18 protein-coding genes are annotated in these 17687 nt (G+C 32.5%); 9 read left to right on the forward strand and 9 right to left on the reverse strand.

The features are described from left to right. Window positions 1-9 precede the first annotated feature (9 nt). The gene (gene pckA, locus BMY96_RS11790; RefSeq protein ID WP_092852396.1) at window positions 10-1635 is read left to right on the forward strand and encodes a phosphoenolpyruvate carboxykinase (ATP); all 1626 of its coding nucleotides are present in this window, start codon (window positions 10-12) and stop codon (window positions 1633-1635) included. A 96-nt stretch (window positions 1636-1731) separates the two neighbouring features. After that, the gene (locus BMY96_RS11795; RefSeq protein ID WP_092852398.1) at window positions 1732-2406 is read left to right on the forward strand and encodes a DUF2490 domain-containing protein; all 675 of its coding nucleotides are present in this window, start codon (window positions 1732-1734) and stop codon (window positions 2404-2406) included. Between the two features lie 47 nt (window positions 2407-2453). Here BMY96_RS11795 and rlmF read toward each other — a convergent pair whose 3' ends face one another. The 4 genes from rlmF to BMY96_RS11815 are packed head-to-tail and all read right to left on the reverse strand — an operon-like array spanning window position 2454 to window position 6141. Further along, a complete protein-coding gene (gene rlmF / locus BMY96_RS11800) occupies window positions 2454-3392 on the reverse strand; it encodes a 23S rRNA (adenine(1618)-N(6))-methyltransferase RlmF (RefSeq protein ID WP_349267212.1) in 939 nt (312 codons plus the stop codon). A gap of 48 nt (window positions 3393-3440) precedes the next feature. Continuing rightward, window positions 3441-5306: a YfiR/HmsC family protein gene (locus tag BMY96_RS11805; RefSeq protein ID WP_092852402.1), complete on the reverse strand. Its 1866-nt coding sequence runs from the start codon at window positions 5304-5306 to the stop codon at window positions 3441-3443. A gap of 44 nt (window positions 5307-5350) precedes the next feature. Beyond that, window positions 5351-5725 (reverse strand): response regulator, encoded by a 375-nt coding sequence (locus tag BMY96_RS11810; protein WP_092852404.1) that lies wholly within the window; start codon window positions 5723-5725, stop codon window positions 5351-5353. Between the two features lie 11 nt (window positions 5726-5736). Next, window positions 5737-6141, reverse strand: coding sequence for a response regulator (locus BMY96_RS11815; protein ID WP_092852406.1), 405 nt, complete (start codon window positions 6139-6141; stop codon window positions 5737-5739). Between the two features lie 196 nt (window positions 6142-6337). On the opposite strand from BMY96_RS11815, the gene BMY96_RS11820 reads away from it, so the two are divergent. Next, complete coding sequence (locus BMY96_RS11820) at window positions 6338-6997, forward strand: HAD family hydrolase (RefSeq protein WP_092852408.1); 660 nt, start codon at window positions 6338-6340, stop codon at window positions 6995-6997. 51 nt (window positions 6998-7048) lie between these two features. Here the strand turns inward: BMY96_RS11820 and BMY96_RS11825 are convergent, their stop codons facing one another. The 3 genes from BMY96_RS11825 to mscL are packed head-to-tail and all read right to left on the reverse strand — an operon-like array spanning window position 7049 to window position 8643. Continuing rightward, window positions 7049-7942, reverse strand: coding sequence for a DUF2167 domain-containing protein (locus BMY96_RS11825; RefSeq protein ID WP_092852410.1), 894 nt, complete (start codon window positions 7940-7942; stop codon window positions 7049-7051). 42 nt (window positions 7943-7984) lie between these two features. Further along, a complete protein-coding gene (locus BMY96_RS16015) occupies window positions 7985-8146 on the reverse strand; it encodes a hypothetical protein (protein WP_175473563.1) in 162 nt (53 codons plus the stop codon). A 44-nt stretch (window positions 8147-8190) separates the two neighbouring features. Beyond that, entirely contained in the window at window positions 8191-8643 is a 453-nt protein-coding gene (gene mscL / locus BMY96_RS11830; protein WP_092852412.1) for a large conductance mechanosensitive channel protein MscL, read from the reverse strand. Between the two features lie 249 nt (window positions 8644-8892). On the opposite strand from mscL, the gene BMY96_RS11835 reads away from it, so the two are divergent. The 3 genes from BMY96_RS11835 to BMY96_RS11845 all read left to right on the forward strand — a co-directional run bounded on the left by BMY96_RS11835 (window position 8893) and on the right by BMY96_RS11845 (window position 11529). Next, window positions 8893-9495 (forward strand): transcriptional regulator, encoded by a 603-nt coding sequence (locus BMY96_RS11835; protein ID WP_092852414.1) that lies wholly within the window; start codon window positions 8893-8895, stop codon window positions 9493-9495. Then, window positions 9489-10211, forward strand: a complete 723-nt coding sequence (locus tag BMY96_RS11840) for a DUF3307 domain-containing protein (protein WP_092852416.1) — start codon at window positions 9489-9491, stop codon at window positions 10209-10211. The genes BMY96_RS11835 and BMY96_RS11840 overlap by 7 nt, the downstream gene beginning before the upstream one ends. 322 nt (window positions 10212-10533) lie before the next feature. After that, complete coding sequence (locus BMY96_RS11845; RefSeq protein ID WP_092852418.1) at window positions 10534-11529, forward strand: methyltransferase domain-containing protein; 996 nt, start codon at window positions 10534-10536, stop codon at window positions 11527-11529. A gap of 354 nt (window positions 11530-11883) precedes the next feature. Here BMY96_RS11845 and BMY96_RS11850 read toward each other — a convergent pair whose 3' ends face one another. Beyond that, on the reverse strand, window positions 11884-15156 hold the full coding sequence (locus BMY96_RS11850) for a cytochrome c biogenesis protein CcsA (RefSeq protein ID WP_092852420.1): 3273 nt from the start codon (window positions 15154-15156) through the stop codon (window positions 11884-11886). A gap of 267 nt (window positions 15157-15423) precedes the next feature. Further along, window positions 15424-15822 (reverse strand): group III truncated hemoglobin, encoded by a 399-nt coding sequence (locus BMY96_RS11855; protein WP_092852422.1) that lies wholly within the window; start codon window positions 15820-15822, stop codon window positions 15424-15426. Window positions 15823-16080: 258 nt separating this feature from the next. Here BMY96_RS11855 and BMY96_RS11860 point away from each other — a divergent pair, with 258 nt between their 5' ends. Genes BMY96_RS11860 through BMY96_RS11870 form a run of 3 tightly spaced genes read left to right on the forward strand, consistent with a single transcriptional unit; the run spans window position 16081 to window position 17685 of the window. Beyond that, window positions 16081-16848 (forward strand): Rossmann-like and DUF2520 domain-containing protein, encoded by a 768-nt coding sequence (locus BMY96_RS11860; RefSeq protein ID WP_092852424.1) that lies wholly within the window; start codon window positions 16081-16083, stop codon window positions 16846-16848. Continuing rightward, the gene (locus tag BMY96_RS11865) at window positions 16829-17359 is read left to right on the forward strand and encodes a KdsC family phosphatase (RefSeq protein ID WP_092852426.1); all 531 of its coding nucleotides are present in this window, start codon (window positions 16829-16831) and stop codon (window positions 17357-17359) included. Before BMY96_RS11860 ends, BMY96_RS11865 begins: the two co-directional genes overlap by 20 nt. 8 nt (window positions 17360-17367) lie before the next feature. Further along, window positions 17368-17685, forward strand: coding sequence for a hypothetical protein (locus BMY96_RS11870; protein ID WP_092852428.1), 318 nt, complete (start codon window positions 17368-17370; stop codon window positions 17683-17685). Window positions 17686-17687 lie beyond the last annotated feature (2 nt).

The following is a 17687-nucleotide window of genomic DNA, read 5'->3' on the forward strand; positions in this document are numbered from 1 at the left end:
TCAATAAAAATGGAAACAACAGTAACAAAAAATCCAAGCTTAGAGCAATATGGATTAAAAGACGTGACGGTTAACTGGAATTTATCACCAGAGGAATTACAAAAAATCACAGTTGATAAAGGTATGGGGAAAGAAACAGCTAACGGCACCCTAGCCATAAATACTGGAAAATTTACAGGACGCTCGCCACAAGACCGTTTTATTGTAAAGGATGATTATACAGCGGATAAAGTATGGTGGGGAAAAACCAACAAACCCGTTTCTACTGAAAACTTTAATAAATTAAAAGCCGAAATTACTAAATACCTATCCGGAAAAGAAATTTATGCTAGAGATGGCTACGTTTGTGCAGACCCAGAATACAGAACAAATATTAGAACTGTAACCGAATTACCATGGTCCAACATGTTTGTTTATAATATGTTTTTAAGGCCTAGCGAAAAAGAGCTAGAGAATTTTAAAGAAGATTGGCTAATTCTATGTGCTCCAGGATATGAATGTCCAGATCCAAAAGCTTTTGGAATTCGACAAGGTAATTTTTCAATACTAAACTTTACTCAAAAAATAGCGTTAATTGGAGGATCTGCTTATACAGGAGAAATGAAAAAAGGTATTTTCTCTGCACTTAATTTAATTTTACCAACAGAGCGTAACGTATTACCAATGCACTGTTCTGCCAACGTAGGTAAGTTTGGTGACACTGCTATTTTCTTCGGATTATCAGGAACAGGAAAAACAACTTTATCGGCCGACCCAGAACGTAAGTTAATTGGAGATGACGAACATGGTTGGACTGAAGATAACAATATATTTAATTTTGAAGGAGGTTGCTACGCTAAAGTAATAGACCTATCTGAAGAAAAAGAACCAGATATTTTTAGAGCTGTTAAACCAGGTGCTATTCTTGAAAATGTGGTTTTTAAAGATAATGGCGAACCAGACTATCTTGATAGTAGTATCACTCAAAACACACGTGTAAGCTACCCTATTCATCATATTGATAATATTCAAGAAACGCTATATGCTAACAACCCGAAGAATATTTTCTTTTTAACCTGTGATGCCTTTGGTGTTTTACCTCCAGTATCTAAACTAACGCCTGGACAAGCTGCTTATCACTTTATATCTGGATATACCGCTAAGGTAGCTGGAACAGAAGCAGGAATTACCGAGCCTGTGCCATCCTTCTCTGCTTGTTTTGGCGAACCTTTTATGCCACTACACCCAACAGTTTATGGCGAAATGCTGAGTAAAAAAATGACCGAAGCAGGAGTAAACGTTTGGCTAATTAACACAGGATGGAGCGCAGGACCTTACGGTGTTGGATCTCGTATAAAACTAAAATACACCAGAGCAATGATTACTGCTATCCTTAATGGCGAATTAGACAATGTAGACTACGAACAAAACTTTATTTTTGGTTTATTTATGCCTAAATACTGTCCTGGTGTACCTTCTGAGATTCTAGATCCAATGAACACTTGGTTGCAAAAAGGAGCCTATGTTGGAAAAGCTATTCATTTAGCACACTCATTCCACTTAAACTTCGAAAAATTTGCGCAACACGCATCAGATCAAATTATAGAAGGAGGACCACTAATTGATGAACACCATCATTTAAATGAACACTTTTAATAGGTTCTTATTTAGTAGTAAAAGGAGCTCTAAACATTTGAGCTCCTTTTATTTTTTACACTATTTCAAATTTTAGTTGTTATAAAAGCATATGTTATGAAGTATTTACTAATTATAATACTACTAAGTATTTCTGTTTGCAATGGTTACTCACAATCTAACCAAGAAGAAAAAACAGGCTCATGGTTTACTTATGCCGGTACACATCGAATATCCGATAAGCTTAGCATTTGTACTCTCTCGCAAGTTTGGATGTTCGAAATAGCAGAAAATTTTAATTTCATTCTTCTTTATGGCGGTTTAAATTATCATGTCTCCCCAAAACTCACAACTACTTTAGCATACGGATATGGAGATATTGATGGCGGCTTTTACACCGATAAACCACATACGTACGAGAATAGAATATTTGAACAAATAACATATAAACATAAAGTATCAAACCTACCTGTAGATCATCGATTTAGAGTGGAACAGCGCTTTTTTCATAAATACGATTTTAAAAGTACATCTCACCGTTTACGCTATAGATTAGGGACTAAGTTAAGCTTAAATAAGCGTTTGTTTTTTAGAGTACATAATGAGTTTTTAGCAACACTACAAGATGATATTCTTCCGGAAAATAGACTTTATACGGCATTAGGAATTAACATATCACAATCTTGCAACGTCCAATTGGGCTATCTAAACAGAAAAATAAATGGTTTAAACTTACATAGATTGCAAGCTGGACTATATATTAAAACAGACCATAGAAAGAAAAGACAATGAGCTAAATCGAATTAAAATATAGTATGCGCTAAGTTTACTTCACAAGCTTAATTAAAAGTCCACGCTACTATGCGGGATATTTTATTGCCTTGTCCCATATTTATGGTTTTAATATTGGTAGCGCCTAATTTTTTTAACGAGGCGTACATGCCTTTTACCAAATCTTTTTTAGAAACTAAGGTTGTAAACCATTCGCACTGGTCTTTAAACAATGAACTCTCATATAAATACGTATGTAAAAAAGCTTTTTCGCCTCCTTTGTACCATAACTCGTTGTGTGTTCCTGCAAAGTTTCTTACCGGTTTTAAAGCTTCCATTTTTAAGCCTTTAAGTTTTCTAGCATTAGCCTCTAATGCTTCGGCTTCCGATTTATAAAACGGCGGGTTACAAATAGATATTGAAAACCTATCCGAATCATTTAAAACACCCTGAAATATATGTGATGCATCACTTTGATATCTTAGTTTTACAGCATTGTCAAGTTTATTTTTAGCAATAATATTTTGAGCGTATTTTAAGGCCATCTTATCGACATCTGTAGCTACAAAACTCCAATTGTATACTGCATATCCTAAAAGCGGATATATACAACTCGCTCCTGTTCCAATATCTAAAACCTGAATATCACCTTTAATTTTTGAAGCCTTCAATACATCAAAAACATGATGAACATAGTCCACTCGTCCTGGAATTGGCGGGCATAAATTAGTGTCTGGAAAGTCCCAAAACGCTATATTATAATGCTTAAAAAGTAATGCTGTATTGAGCGCTTTTACAGCCTTTGGGTTTGCAAAATCTATAGTTTTTGTATCGTACTTATTTATAAAAACAAAAGGTGTTAATTCTGGAAACGCCTCACATAAAACATCTAAATTGTATCCAGATTTATGCTTGTTATTAGGATGTATTTTGTCTGAATTCTTGATAGCTTTAGTTTTAAGGTGTGGGTTTATGAAGGGGTTTATGTGTATTACAAAGTTATGAATAACTAATAATACAGCATATTTTCAATAGTTTATAAATTTGGCTTAATTTTAAACGTCTTTAGGAATAGAAAAATTAAATGTTGTACCTACTCCTTTTTCTGAGGTAAACCAAATTTTACCCGAATGAGCCTCAACAATTTTTTTACAATGCGCTAAGCCAATACCAGAACCTTCATACTCTAAACGCGAGTGTAAACGCTGAAAAATATCAAATACACGGTCTTGATATTCTTTAGCAATTCCAATACCATTATCGGTAATTGAAAAGACCCAAAATTTTTGATCTTTCATTAACACACTATCCGTTTCATGAACCTCCTTACATACTATATCTATTACCGGTTTAGTATTTGGTTTTCTAAACTTTATGCCGTTAGTAATTAAATTTTGAAATAACAAACGTAATTCTACTTCGTTGCCATTTACTATAGGCAAATTATTATATTTAATTTGGGCACCCGAATTTTTAATTGTGCTTTGAAGATCATGAGTTAATATATCTAAAAGCGGCATACAATTAATATCTTGGTACTCTTTAGAACGTCCTAATCTTGAATATTGTAAAAGTTCGTCTATTAATTTTTTCATTCTTACGCTACCTTCTTTAATAAAACCCAGCATTTGTACACCGTCTTCATCAAATTTACTTTCGTATTCTTCTTTAATAATATCAATAAAACTAGATATCGTATTTAAAGGTTCTTGTAAATCATGACTTGTAATGTAGGCAAATTGCTCTAGCTCTTTATTCTTTAAGGATAATTGTCTAGACTGCTCATTTATTTCAATATGTTGAGCGTTTAAACGAATATTTAACTTCTTATTTTTTATATATGCTACCAACAAGGACATACTTAATATAAGTAATAAAGTAGACAAAATAGAAAGTACAATATTTTGTTTTCTTTGTGTATCAATTATAATATTCTTTTCCTTTAAAATAGCTGCCTTTTTTTGAATGTCTGCGCTTTGGTCGTTTAATATTTTTTGCTGGTATTGTATGCGCACATTAATTGAGTCTATTTTATTTTTTTGCTGATTTAATCGTGTAATCTGCTCGTTTATTTTACGTTCATTTTCGCGTTCTATAGATAAAATTTCTTCTAATTTTTTATTCTTTAATTCCCCTTCAAGAAATAATGAATTTATAGAATTATCTTTTTCGGCTAGAGCCTCTTCCTTCTTATTTAGACTATCTATGTGACTTCCTATAGTTTTTATCTGCTCTTTTATAATCTTTTTTTGTTGATCGTTTTCTCTACTAACTACATACAGCTTTTGCTCCGCCTTCTTATAAAGTTTTTCTTTAAGTTCTGTTGATGTTACAGCGTAACTAGCTAGGGTAGAAACCATTTTAAGGCTAGCCTCTCTAAAGTACATTCTATTAATATCGTAGCTATAAGTATCTCCTACTTGTACCATATTAATCATAGAAGAGTTGGTTGGGTAGCCCTCTGTAATTATTAAAATTTTATTGCCTCTTGTAGCCTCGAGAATATCTTTAAGTAAATATTCGTAAGCTGTATTAACATAAATAACATTGAATTTTTGTATTTCGTTAATACCCAAAATTCTTTTTACATCAATAAGCTTATCAAAAAGACGCTTTTTTTCTGAGACTTTATTAAGGTTATTAAAAATAGCCTCGGTACCCAAAACACCAATTTTAAAAGTTTCAATTTTGTCTAAATTAGGCCACCTAACTTGCTCCGATAAATTTAAAATCATAAAGGAGCGTTGATCCTCAATAGGCACCTCTGTACTAGATTTATGAGATTGACAAAAAGACGAAAAACCCCAAAACACAATAAACGAAAGACAAATATAGAACTTTGAAATTTTCAAACTAAAACGACAAGTTCTATTTAAAAATAAAGCTACTAAATTTATAAAAATTTTAATTATAACTTTCATTAAATCACTAATTGGAGAATTATTTATAAAAGCTTTTTTAATTTCTAGTTTTTTAAAATTATATGAATATCTGTTTGAGTTAACACCTTGGTATTTAAAACTTTTACGTAGTTATATTGCGATAATTTAGTTAGTTTATCTTCAGATAAAACGACACTCATCATTACATAAATTTTAACTGTATTAGCTTTTCCTTCAAGCCAATTTTCGTATTCTTCCAAAAACTGAAAGCCATCCATAATAGGCATATTAATATCTAAAAAAATAAAATCTGGTAAACTATTATTTTGTATATATTCTATAGCCTTTAAGCCATTTTCTAAAACCTCTATATCATAATTAACTTTATGTCGTTTTAATATAATTTGGTTATAGAAATTTGTTGCTCTATCATCGTCTACAAGAAGTATTTTGCCCATATTCTTAAATTCTAAATTTTTTGTATTACAGAACCTAAAGTTTGTGCATTTAAAGGCTTTCGTATAAAATCTAACAACCTATCATTACTCTCAAATCTTTTAATATCTCCCGGATCATCAGATGAAGATAAAATAATCACCTTAATTTGATTTACTACTTTTTCATCTAAATTATAAAATTCTTCTAAAAATTCCCAACCGTTCATAGCTGGCATGTTAATATCTAAAAAAATTAAATTTGGAATATTTTCACAATTATTACAACAATTTTCTAAAAATTCCATAGCCTCAAAACCACTATGTTTTAGATAAATTGACTCTATATCTCCATATCCCTTAGCTAAATGTTTATTTAAAAAATTTGTAGCTTTATCATCATCAATAAATAGGATCTTTATTTTTCTTTTGTCACTCATTTAATTTCTAAAAATGATATTAATATTATAAATGTTTTCTGTCATTTAGAAAAGGCAATTTAGTACTTTTTTTCGACATAATACACTTTTTTTACGTCAAAACACCATATTTATAAATATTTAAATGAATTTTACCTTTTTGATTGATGATTAGGCTTTTAAATAACAATCTAATATCTTCGCAAAAAATTATTATATGTTAAAAGCTGTTATTTTTGATATGGACGGCGTTATTATAGATAGCGAACCCATGCATAATAAAGCCTATCATGATATGTTTAACGAGGTTGGCATTGAAGTTTCAACAGAACTTTATGAATCTTTTACAGGGCAATCTACCATAAATATTTGCAAACGATTATGCGACCACTTCAACTTAAAGGAAGATCCAGAAACTTTAGTAGCTTTAAAACGCAAGTATTATAAACACTTTTTTTATAGTAATTCCGATTTAGGTCTTATTGATGGGGTTTTAGATTTGATTAAAGATTACCATAAAAACGGATTGACTTTAGTTTTAGCATCGTCTGCAGCTATGACTAGTATTAATCAAATTTTTGATCGTTTTGATTTAAACCAGTATTTTATAGATAAATTAAGTGGTGGCGATTTAAAACAATCTAAACCACATCCGGAAATTTTTATAAAAGCCGCTGCGGCTTCTGGTTTTAATAAAGAAGAGTGTATTGTTATTGAAGATTCTACAAATGGTATTACAGCAGCAAAAGCAGCGGGAATATACTGTATTGGTTACGACAGTTTCCACTCTAAAAACCAAGACTACTCTAAAGCAGACATGGTAATTAAGGATTTTAAAGATATAAGTTACAATAAAATATCAAGTATATTTAACTAAAAAAAAGAAGCACTTATAGTGCTTCTTTTTTTACGTATTATTAAATTGATTTTAGGCATCTTCTTTTCCTGCACCAAATAATTTCTTTCTAAAACCACTAAATAAGGCTACAGCTCCAATAGCTATAAATTTCCAGAATTTTAAAATAACGGCAAAAAAACCTGCTTTGGCTAAAATTTTTCCTGCTATTAAACCGCCAATACCGTAAGCAGCAACTTTATCTATATCTGGATTAAAATCGCTGTATCTATTGCCTGGTGTAAATTCTACACTATGTAAAATATTATCTCTATCGGCGTTAAAAGTATCTAACATATCTATTTCTCCAATAGCGTTTAAGTTTAAATAGCCGTTTCTACCTAGAACACGAATGTTATAATTAAGAGTATTAACATCATAATCTTCAAACTTTAGTTCTTTTGCCCAATGCAATTTTTTATTGTCTTGGTCGTAATAAGGTGGCGATGCCCAACCTACTAATTCCATTGTTGGGTAGCCTTGTGCTGTACGTTGCGGATTAGCTGCCTTAATGTCTTCCTGCATTTCTTCCAGCAAATCGTCATAATCTAAATCTTCGGCATCTTCATCTTCAATATAACCTTCATCGGCATATTCAATCTCTACGGCATAAGTAAATTCATCATGCATGGGTGTCATATCTTCCGGAAACAACAATCCAAGAGGCTCGCTAGGTGGGTTTCCCCATAAATCGGTTAATACACGCTTACTTTGTTGGCTATCTAAAAATTTAAATCCTTTTGGAACATTAAGTATGGCTAAACCATTATTTAGTACAACCTCGCCATATTGGTAGGTAAAGCTATTATTAATACTATCTAAAGTTTTCTGGTAACTTTCGGCATCAAAGGTTGTTGTGTCTGTTTCTTCTTGAGCATTAATTTGAATAACAAAAAAACACAAAAACGCAGTAATAAGTTTGTTCATAATTTTGAATGATTAGTTATTTCTAGGCTTCAAAAATAGTTTTTATTCTGTATTATCCGATTTTTCTTTCATCTTTTTAATAATGTTTTTAAGCTTTTCTTTCCTTAATTGCTGTTCAGTTTTCTTTTTATTTTTTTTCTGAGCCATCAATTTAGAATGCTTCGCTTTATTTTTTGTATTCTTTTCTCTTCCTGTTTTTGCCATGATATTACATCGGTATTTTTAGAGTTTTAAAACATTAAAGGTTATTAATTGGCACTATTATTTTGCTTTAATAAAGCATTTTGTTCTTGCATGAGCTCGTTAAGGTTAGATAATAGCTCAATATCCTTTGGTGTCACTACAGTTTTATCTTTGGCATCATGCGATTTGTTTTTAAGCCTATTCATAAACTTAACCACTATAAAAACAGTAAATCCTATAATTAAAAAATCTAAAAACGCCTCACTTAATGCACCATAGCCAATAGCAACTTCTTCGGTTACAACGGTACCACTAGCATCTGTTACAGCTTCTCGCAAGATAAAACGTTTGTTAGCCATATTTACACCATCGGTTAATAAAGATAGTGGCGGTAAAAATACTTTTTTAACCATAACATCTATTACTTTATTAAAGGAAGCTCCAATTATTATACCTATGGCCATGTCCATCATATTACCTTTAACGGCAAACTCTTTAAATTCTTTAAATAATTTCATATAATTTTTTTTAGGTTCTACAACAAAGATATTAGATTGTGCTTTTCTATATTACTCCTTTCAATATAAAAAATAGCCTAAATGCATTATTCTAATAGCTCTATTTTATTAATAAAAAATAATCTAAAAAGCTAATAATTTAAAATATTATCTAATTAACTAATATTAATAATTATTAGCTTAAAAGATAATAATTTTGTAATTTCAAATAATAAGTAATACATTTGAGTCTAATATGTTACAATTTTTATGACCAGTATAATAACAGGCGATATAATAAATTCTAAAAAAAGCGATCCTAAAAAATGGTTGCAAGCACTTAAAACTATTTTAGGTAGTTTTGGTACAACCCCATTACATTGGGATGTTTATAGAGGCGATAGTTTTCAACTAGAAATAAAACCCGAACACGCCCTACACGCCTGTATACTCATTAAAGCTACCATAAAACAATTTGAAAATATAGATGTTAGGCTTGCTATTGGCATAGGCGACAAAACCTATAACTCTCCCAACATTACCGAATCTAACGGAACTGCCTTTGTAAACTCTGGCGAGTGTTTCGAGGGATTAAAAAAAACAACACTAGCCATAAAATCGCCTTTCCAACCCTTTGATGCTGCCGTAAATATTATGTTAGAGTTGGCGCAATTAACCATAAATAACTGGTCTAGCACCTCAGCAACACTAATAAAAACAACCTTAGAAAACCCCAACCTTAACCAAAACCAAATAGCCCATATTTTAAACAAAACCCAAGGCAACATTAGCCAAGGCTTAAAACGCGCTGGTTACGACGAAATTTCAAAACTATTACACTACTACACCACCCAAATACAAAGTCTATGTTAGCATTAGCCATAAAATTTATACTTGCACACGTCATTGGCGATTTCCTGTTTCAGCCCTATAAATGGGTACAACACAAAGAAACCCACAAACATAAATCCAAATATTTATACTGGCATATCATAGTACATTTGTTAGCGTTACTCGTTGTGCTTCAGTTCAACTTTAAATATTCGCTAGCCTTACTCATTATACCAATTTCGCATTATCTAATCGATATAATAAAACTTCACCTTAAAACAGAAACAAACCACCGCTTACTGTTTGGGCTAGACCAATTAGCACACCTTATAGTGCTAGCACTCGTAATAAAAATATACGAACCCTACCCCATCCAAATCGACAGTCTATTTACACCAAAAATCCTGCTATTTATAACTAGTTTACTGTGCATCACTAAAGTATCGTCCATTATCATGAAAACCATAATTTCAAAATGGGATTTATCAGAATACAATAAAGAAGCCTCTCTAGCCGATGCCGGAGCCTATATAGGCATTCTAGAACGCCTATTTGTATTCATGTTTATCATAACAAACCACTGGGAAGGAGTAGGCTTTTTAATAGCCGCCAAATCCGTATTCCGTTTTGGCGATTTATCAAAAGCCAAAGACCGCAAACTCACCGAGTACATCCTAATAGGTACACTATTAAGTTTCGGGTTAGCTATAGCCTTCGGAATAAGCTACGAATACGTTTTAACTTTAATAGAAAAATAAATTAGGGCGTTACCACACCCTTCGTCTGCGCTCAGGGCAAGCGGTCGGGCTTTACGTTATATCTTTTTTTGCCATTTATGGCAGCAAAAAAAGGATGCCACTACAATCCCTAACGCGGGATACAATTTGCCATAGGCAATCATCCATCTGCAGATAACAAGCCCATTTTTAAATACTATAAAAAAAATCTAAGCTAAAATAAAGAAGAACAACACACTAGATACTTTTTTTATATATTTATACCGTAATTAAACTTATTAAGTATCATAATAATTTACAACTATCATTTATAAAATACACACTAACCAACTACCTTAAATAAATGAAACTTATTTCAAATCTATTAAGAAAGACTCTATTATACATTAAAAACCATAAGGCTTTAAAAAATATAATCTATGATGTAATTAATGTAGATGAATTTACCGACTTCTATTCGCACGAGCGTATGCTAGCCGATTCAAGAAGAGTAAATAGTTATAAGATTGCTATAGATAAATATATAAAAGAAGGAGATACAGTAATAGACCTAGGAACAGGTACAGGTATATTATCATTTTTAGCAGCCAAACAAAAACCTAAAAAGATTTACGCTATCGATCAATCAAAATTTATAGAGGTTGCCGAGAGAATAGCAAAACACAATAAAATAGAAAATATTGAATTTGTTTATAAAAACAGCAGGCAATTTAATCTTGCAGAAAAGGCAGATGTCATAGTACAGGAGCAAATGGGACTAATCTTGTTTGAAGAAAATATGCTAACAAACATTTTAGATCTTAAAAAAAGAGTTTTAAAAAAAAATGGCCTTATTCTTCCTGGTAAATTTAGCTTTTTTGTTGAGCCCGCATTTATATCGGGTATTAACACACCTCCATTTATATACGAACAGAAAATACACGGTATTGATTTTAGTTTTTTAAAACAAGAATACGCATCTAGCATCTTTAAAAAGCAAAAAAATGATTTAAATTATCAAACAACTACAGCTTTTAAATACTTTCTATGTAACCCAGAACCAATAATAACTTTCGATTTAAACACAATTAACACCGAAAAAGAAATTAAAACATCCTATAATATTACCAAGGAAGTTACTAAAGAAGGCTTTAGTAATGGCTTTATAATCTATTTCAATGCTATTTTCGATGCCGAAAACATACTATCTACAGCTCCTGATTTAAATGAAACTAGCTGGGAAAGAATGTTTTTCAGAACGGAAAAAAGACACTATAACATAGGAGATAAAATCAATTTTTCTTTAACTATGGAAAATCTTGTAGATAGGTCCACATGGAGTTTAATGGTAAAAAACTGAATTTAGTATAAATAATAAGGGCACAACCAAATGCTATTATTAATTAAAACAACACCGATATACTAAACATTATAAAACACTAAAATGCCATTTGCTTAAATAACAAATATTAGCACTTCGTATTTAAGTTATTATTTGCGGATTATTAAATTCAAAATTTTAAGTTAAGGGATTGGATTGTATATCCATAAAAATCGTAACACAGCTTAGACTTAAGCATGTATTTGTACCAAAAAACTATATAAATCTTAATAGCGTCAATGATTTATATTTTCAATTCCGACACGCTTAATTTCTCAAAACATTAAACACCTACAAGGTTCTGCAAACCTCGCAGGATTAACAATAAGCGTATTATTTCTTATAATACTTAGCATAGCCACGGTAGGCAAAAAATCCTAACACAGCCACTATACCACAAGCAATACTAATAAACTTAACACTTACAATTTGATCGCCACTAGCATAACTATGTAATCCTGCTAAGTAGAAATTCACACCAAAGTAGGTCATTAAAATACTAGCAAAAGCCACTATAGAAAGTAGGTTAAAAAGCCAACGCCCACGAAGTCCAGGAACCAAACGCATGTGTATTACAAAAGCATAAATCATAATACTAATAAGCGCCCAAGTTTCTTTCGGGTCCCAGCCCCAATAACGCCCCCAACTTTCGTTAGCCCACATACCACCTAAAAAGTTTCCAATGGTAAGCATTACTAAACCAACCGTTAAGGCCATTTCGTTAATAATGGTTAACTCCTTAATATTTAAATCCATTTTGGCTTTATTAGCCTTATTGGTGAAAATCATAAGAATTAAAGATACAGCTCCTAAAATCATACCTAAAGTAAACGGACCATAACTTGCCACAATTACAGCAACATGAATCATTAACCAATAGCTATTTAACACAGGCTGTAGGTTTGCAATAGCAGGATCCATCCAATTCCAATGTGCTATCATTAATATCATAGCAGTAACAAAAGCTGATGCTGCAATGGTAAGATTAGAAGATTTCATTTTAAAAATCCCAGCGACCTTTGATGCAAATGATGAAGCTTCTTGGTTAGCATCTTTTTTATAAACCTTACTTATCCCGGTAATTAACCCAAACAACATAGTAGACCACGCAACATAAATCATAGACTCGTAAGCATCACTCCAAGGGGCGTGTCCAGAAATATACCAACGTGTAATTAAACCTGCCGTGTGCAATATAAACAAGCCTATTATTAAAAATTTTAAAACGGAAACTGCAACATTTACAAACTTCCTTTTATCGTTAAATATTTGTACAATCAACAACACAAACAACAAACTACCCGCATACATATACCAACTAAAAAGCTTCTTAAAAATGTCGTACTTATTGTAAAGCACCTCGGTGTTTACTTTTTCGTCACTAAGCATAACATCGCCACCATAACGGTGTTGTGTTTTACTAAAGGCTTCTAGTAATTTATTAGCTTCGGTAAAATCGCCAGTACGTTTTGCCTGGTTTAAGGTGTATAAATAGGCTCTAAACCCATTGTTTACAAAGTTAGAGTACAAGGAATCTTTAATTACAGACCTATCCTTTTTGTAATCGAAATTCGAAATCCATTTATTGTTATCATCATCAGGAATAGGAAAAATCTTTAAAGACATCCCTTCTATGGTGTTGTACAATAAATTAACACGTTGGTCTGTTTCTTTAAATTCCTTTTGAAAACCGTTGGGCACTTGTGCTTTATAGGCTTCATCTAAAAACGGGGCTAATTTATATTCTCCTCTATCTGAAAAGAAATCTGCTAAAGGAACATATTTTACATCTTTATTAACCCCTATAAGCTTTCTTATAGAATCACTTTTTTTAGGTTTTAAATAAATAATAGGCACATTATACCAAAGCATTGGGCTTTCTTGTATAGATAAAAATACTTGGTTGGCATCAAAATCCTCGTACGTATCGCTTTTACTTAACTTTCGTAGCAGTTCTGAAGCATAGGTATTAACAGGCATCATACGACCGCTTAAATCCTGAATAACTAAATGGCCAAACCTATCGGCATGTGCTTTAGGAGCTACATTAGCTTTGATAATAGAATCTATTTGCGTTTTGGTAGGTTTTGTAGAATGGTTATGTCCATCGCCCTCATGGTGCTCATGATCTTGAGCCACTACATTTAAGCTAAAGCACAACACCAAAATGGTTAACAATTTTTCCTTTTTAGCCTTAACTTTTTCTAACTGACGCTTAATTTCTCCAAAACGAGAATGTTTAGAAAACAAAATAGCCATTAAACCAAAATACAGTAAATAATATCCTAAATAGGTAATTAAAGATCCCCAATAATCATGATTTACAGAAAGGATGGTTCCTTTTTCGTCTGGATCGAAACCGGATTGAAAAAATCTATACCCATCATGATCTAAAATATTATTCATAAATATTTTATAATCATAATTTTCACTTCTATCATCTATAACTGTTACTTCGCTTGAATATGCCGAATAACCACGCTCTGTACCCGGATAACGTTCTGCTTCAAAATCATTTAATTTTATAGAGAAAGGTAGGTCTAAAACTTTAGAGCCATATTTAAAAGCAAAATCTAAACCACCAACTTGTATTTGTTTAAAGCTACTGTTAGTGCCTTTTCCTCCTAATAAGCCAACTCGTTTTGTTTCGCCATTAGTAGTCACTTTTAAAACCAAACCATCTTCGTCGTTTTTAAGAAATTGTGCTTTTTGAACCACATCAAAAACGCCTTTAACAACAGGTTTTGGAAACACCATTTGCATATCGCCAATTTTATAAAGCGATCTTAAAACTAACGGCTGTAAACTATCTTTTACCAAAAGGCCTTCTGCTCTTGTAGCCATGGTCATGTAAGAACCTTCAAACGGCGATTCTATGGTTAAACCACTATCGCTATAGTTTATATTAATAGCGCCTTTAGCAGGGTTGTTTAAAGTAAAAATAACATTATGAATACTAGCTTGCTCGCCTACTTTTAAAAAGTGATTATGTGCACCGTTACCGCCTGCTTCAACAATTTTTAAGTATTCCTCTCCATTTTCGTCTGGAATTACATCCTCTTCGGCGCTTACAATAAACTTTTCTAACTCGATAGTTACAGGTTGCTCTCCGTATTGTGTATCTATTCTAAAATCGTTTTCTAAGCGTCCGGAAAAATCGACCTCGCTCTCAATAGGCAAACGTTGTGGCACACCGTCAATTTTATAATCGCCATCTATGTATGTGGTAATGTATGTTTTTTGCGAAAGGAAGGTGTTTTCGGTGGCGCCTTCTCTTATAGCCATCATCCCCTCAAAACTGGCATAGCGAGTAATAAACGCTCCTATTAGAATAAAAATAAAAGACCCATGTAAAATAAACGTTGCCCATTTTTCTTTTTTATAAAGCTTGTATCTAAATACATTACCTATAAAATTGATAACAAAAAATACCATAATAGCCTCGAACCACCAGGCATTATAAATTAAGTTTCTGGTGTATGGTGTTGGAGATGTTTCTTGTCCTGCATCTAAAATTGTTCCGGTTGCCATAGCAGCAGCAAAAACAATAAATAATACAGCAGTTAGTTTAGTTGAGAATAAAATATTGGCTAGCTTTTTTTGCATAATCAGAGCCCTTTTTTAAGGTTGTGCAAATTTAAGGATTAATGTTTATTTGGAAGTGTTAAATTCTTCTAAAAGTTTGAGGAATTAACAATAACAGAAGAAGTTAGATATTGGGCTAAAAACCACTAAAATTTTACAGAGACACTCTAGATTAAAGCTATTGAAAAAGCATTAACACGCTCTTACAACTTAATCTTATTTTTTTTTTGACGTGTAAAAGCTGTAAAATTAGCTTACTTAATACCGAGACGGACTAATAGCCATAGCCTATTTAGATCTTGCTTCGAAAATTTTTAAATATAAAAAAGATCCCATTTTACGCGCACGACGTTTGGCGTTTTCGGTTACATCGCCTTCAAAGAGTTCTTCCAGGGTTTCGAACCATAGGTTTAACCATAGCCCAAAGTGTAATTCGGTAATACTATTGTTATTGTCTTTATCTACTTTTACATGAGCTTGTAATGGATCGCCTTTGTATTTATGCTCGAGCTTACGTGTCATGAACAGGCTGGTTTCCCAAAAGGTAGTTAGTCTTTCTAAATGGGCGTCCCAATCCTTTATAACGTCGTTAAAAAAGGGGCCTAAAACATTATGCGCTCTCACTTTTTTATAAAACGAAGTGACTAATAAAGCGACGTCTTCTCGGGTTTGTATATCGGTTTTCATAGTATTGTAAAATTAAGCTATTTTTTTAGGTAGAGTTGATAAAGCTTTAAAATGTTAGATAGATTTATTAAAATGAAAAAGCCTTTGAAACTATAAAATACTCTGGCAAACAAGCGCGCAAGGGATAGTAAAGGAAAGCCCACAGCCCGACGCAGGAGGTGCGAGGACTTGTATTGGATAGCCCGACCCTTTTGGGATGCGCCCAAAAATAAATAATTTGGTTGTCTGTTTTTGAGAATTCATTAGTACTTTTGCAACATGATTTCAGTAGTAATTTTAGGTGCTGGCAATGTAGCCACACATTTATTTAAGGGGTTTGAAAAAACCAACGATGTTTCTGTTGTGCAATGGTATAACCGGAATGCGTCTAGTTTACAACCGTATAGCCATTTGGTTGATGTTACCGATAATTTAGAGGCTTTAAAGGACGCCGATTTATACATTATTGCGGTTAGTGACGATGCTATTTCTGAGCTTTCTAGCAGTTTACCTTTTAAGGATAAATTGGTGGTTCATACTTCGGGGAGCGTTAGTGTTTACGATTTGGATATGAAACTAAAACGCGGTGTTTTATACCCATTACAGAGTTTTAGTAAGGCGGCTAAATTAGATTTTGATAATGTGCCAATTTGCATTGAAACGATTGATAAAAAAAGCTATCCTCTACTTAAAAAGGTAGCTGTAAGTTTGGGCAGCCCTACAAAGCGAATAAATAGCGACCAAAGACGTGTACTGCATTTGGCGGCTGTTTTTGTAAATAATTTTACAAACCAACTGTACCGCATAGGGCATGAAATTACCGAAAGCGAGGGTGCCGAATTCGATTTGCTAAAACCGTTAATTAAGGAAACGGCAAATAAAATTGAGGATATGTCGCCGTTTAAAGCGCAAACGGGTCCTGCTAAACGCAACGATAAAAAGACTATAAAAAAGCATTTAAAACAATTAGATAACGAGCACCATAAAGCGGTTTACGAATTGCTTACCGACTCTATAAAACGTACTCATGGAAGAAAAAAGTTATAAGGAATATTTAGAGCACATTAGCACATTTATATTTGATGTTGATGGCGTACTTACCGACGGTACGGTTACCGTAACCTCTACCGGCGAATTGCTAAGAACCATGAACATTAAAGATGGTTTTGCCTTAAAAACGGCTATAGACCAAGGGTTTAATGTGTGTATTATCTCGGGAGGATCTAACGAAGGTGTACGTATTAGGTTGAGTGGCTTAGGTATTACCGATATTTATTTAGGCGCCCACAATAAAATTGAACAGCTTAATGACTATTTTAGTAAAAAGAATATTAAGGCTGAAAACGTGTTGTACATGGGTGATGATATTCCGGATTATCCTGTAATGGAACTTATTGGTTTACCGTGTTGCCCGCAGGACGCTGTGCCAGAAATTAAAGGCATTTCTAAATACATTTCTCATAAAAAAGGTGGTAAAGGAGCTGTTAGAGATGTTATTGAACAAGTGCTTAAAGTACAAAGTAAATGGAATGGTAATTTTAATGCTAAATATGATTAGTTACAATTTTGGCAAGACAACGAAGAAGACATAGCACTGGTTTTGGATACATTGGTTTTGGCAACAACCAAAGTGTTTTTAACCAAAATACCACAAAAGCGTTTTCTAGCTTAAAGGAAAAGCTGGATAATGAAACGTTTTTACATCACAACGTTCATTTTCTTCATAAAAAACTTACTAAAGCCGAAAAAGAAGCCATAAAAGCACGCATAAGAAAACAAGAAAAAATTAGAACTAAAAAAACCATAGCACTATTTATTATTCTTGCTATTCCTATTTTCTTTTTCGTTAAATTCTTTTTTGATAAACTCGCATCAAACCTTTAATT

This window comes from Algibacter pectinivorans, assembly GCF_900112595.1.
GTDB lineage: Bacteria > Bacteroidota > Bacteroidia > Flavobacteriales > Flavobacteriaceae > Algibacter_B > Algibacter_B pectinivorans.

Coding starts and splice junctions, on each gene's coding strand:
- BMY96_RS11825 (WP_092852410.1), bottom strand. CDS start 7,942: ATGAACAAACTTATTACTGCGTTTTTGTGTTTTTTTGTTATTCAAATT.
- BMY96_RS11860 (WP_092852424.1), top strand. CDS start 16,081: ATGATTTCAGTAGTAATTTTAGGTGCTGGCAATGTAGCCACACATTTA.
- BMY96_RS16015 (WP_175473563.1), bottom strand. CDS start 8,146: ATGGCAAAAACAGGAAGAGAAAAGAATACAAAAAATAAAGCGAAGCAT.
- BMY96_RS11865 (WP_092852426.1), top strand. CDS start 16,829: ATGGAAGAAAAAAGTTATAAGGAATATTTAGAGCACATTAGCACATTT.
- mscL (WP_092852412.1), bottom strand. CDS start 8,643: ATGAAATTATTTAAAGAATTTAAAGAGTTTGCCGTTAAAGGTAATATG.
- BMY96_RS11835 (WP_092852414.1), top strand. CDS start 8,893: ATGACCAGTATAATAACAGGCGATATAATAAATTCTAAAAAAAGCGAT.
- BMY96_RS11820 (WP_092852408.1), top strand. CDS start 6,338: ATGTTAAAAGCTGTTATTTTTGATATGGACGGCGTTATTATAGATAGC.
- BMY96_RS11815 (WP_092852406.1), bottom strand. CDS start 6,141: ATGAGTGACAAAAGAAAAATAAAGATCCTATTTATTGATGATGATAAA.
- BMY96_RS11840 (WP_092852416.1), top strand. CDS start 9,489: ATGTTAGCATTAGCCATAAAATTTATACTTGCACACGTCATTGGCGAT.
- BMY96_RS11845 (WP_092852418.1), top strand. CDS start 10,534: ATGAAACTTATTTCAAATCTATTAAGAAAGACTCTATTATACATTAAA.
- BMY96_RS11850 (WP_092852420.1), bottom strand. CDS start 15,156: ATGCAAAAAAAGCTAGCCAATATTTTATTCTCAACTAAACTAACTGCT.
- pckA (WP_092852396.1), top strand. CDS start 10: ATGGAAACAACAGTAACAAAAAATCCAAGCTTAGAGCAATATGGATTA.
- BMY96_RS11810 (WP_092852404.1), bottom strand. CDS start 5,725: ATGGGCAAAATACTTCTTGTAGACGATGATAGAGCAACAAATTTCTAT.
- BMY96_RS11855 (WP_092852422.1), bottom strand. CDS start 15,822: ATGAAAACCGATATACAAACCCGAGAAGACGTCGCTTTATTAGTCACT.
- BMY96_RS11805 (WP_092852402.1), bottom strand. CDS start 5,306: ATGAAAGTTATAATTAAAATTTTTATAAATTTAGTAGCTTTATTTTTA.
- BMY96_RS11795 (WP_092852398.1), top strand. CDS start 1,732: ATGAAGTATTTACTAATTATAATACTACTAAGTATTTCTGTTTGCAAT.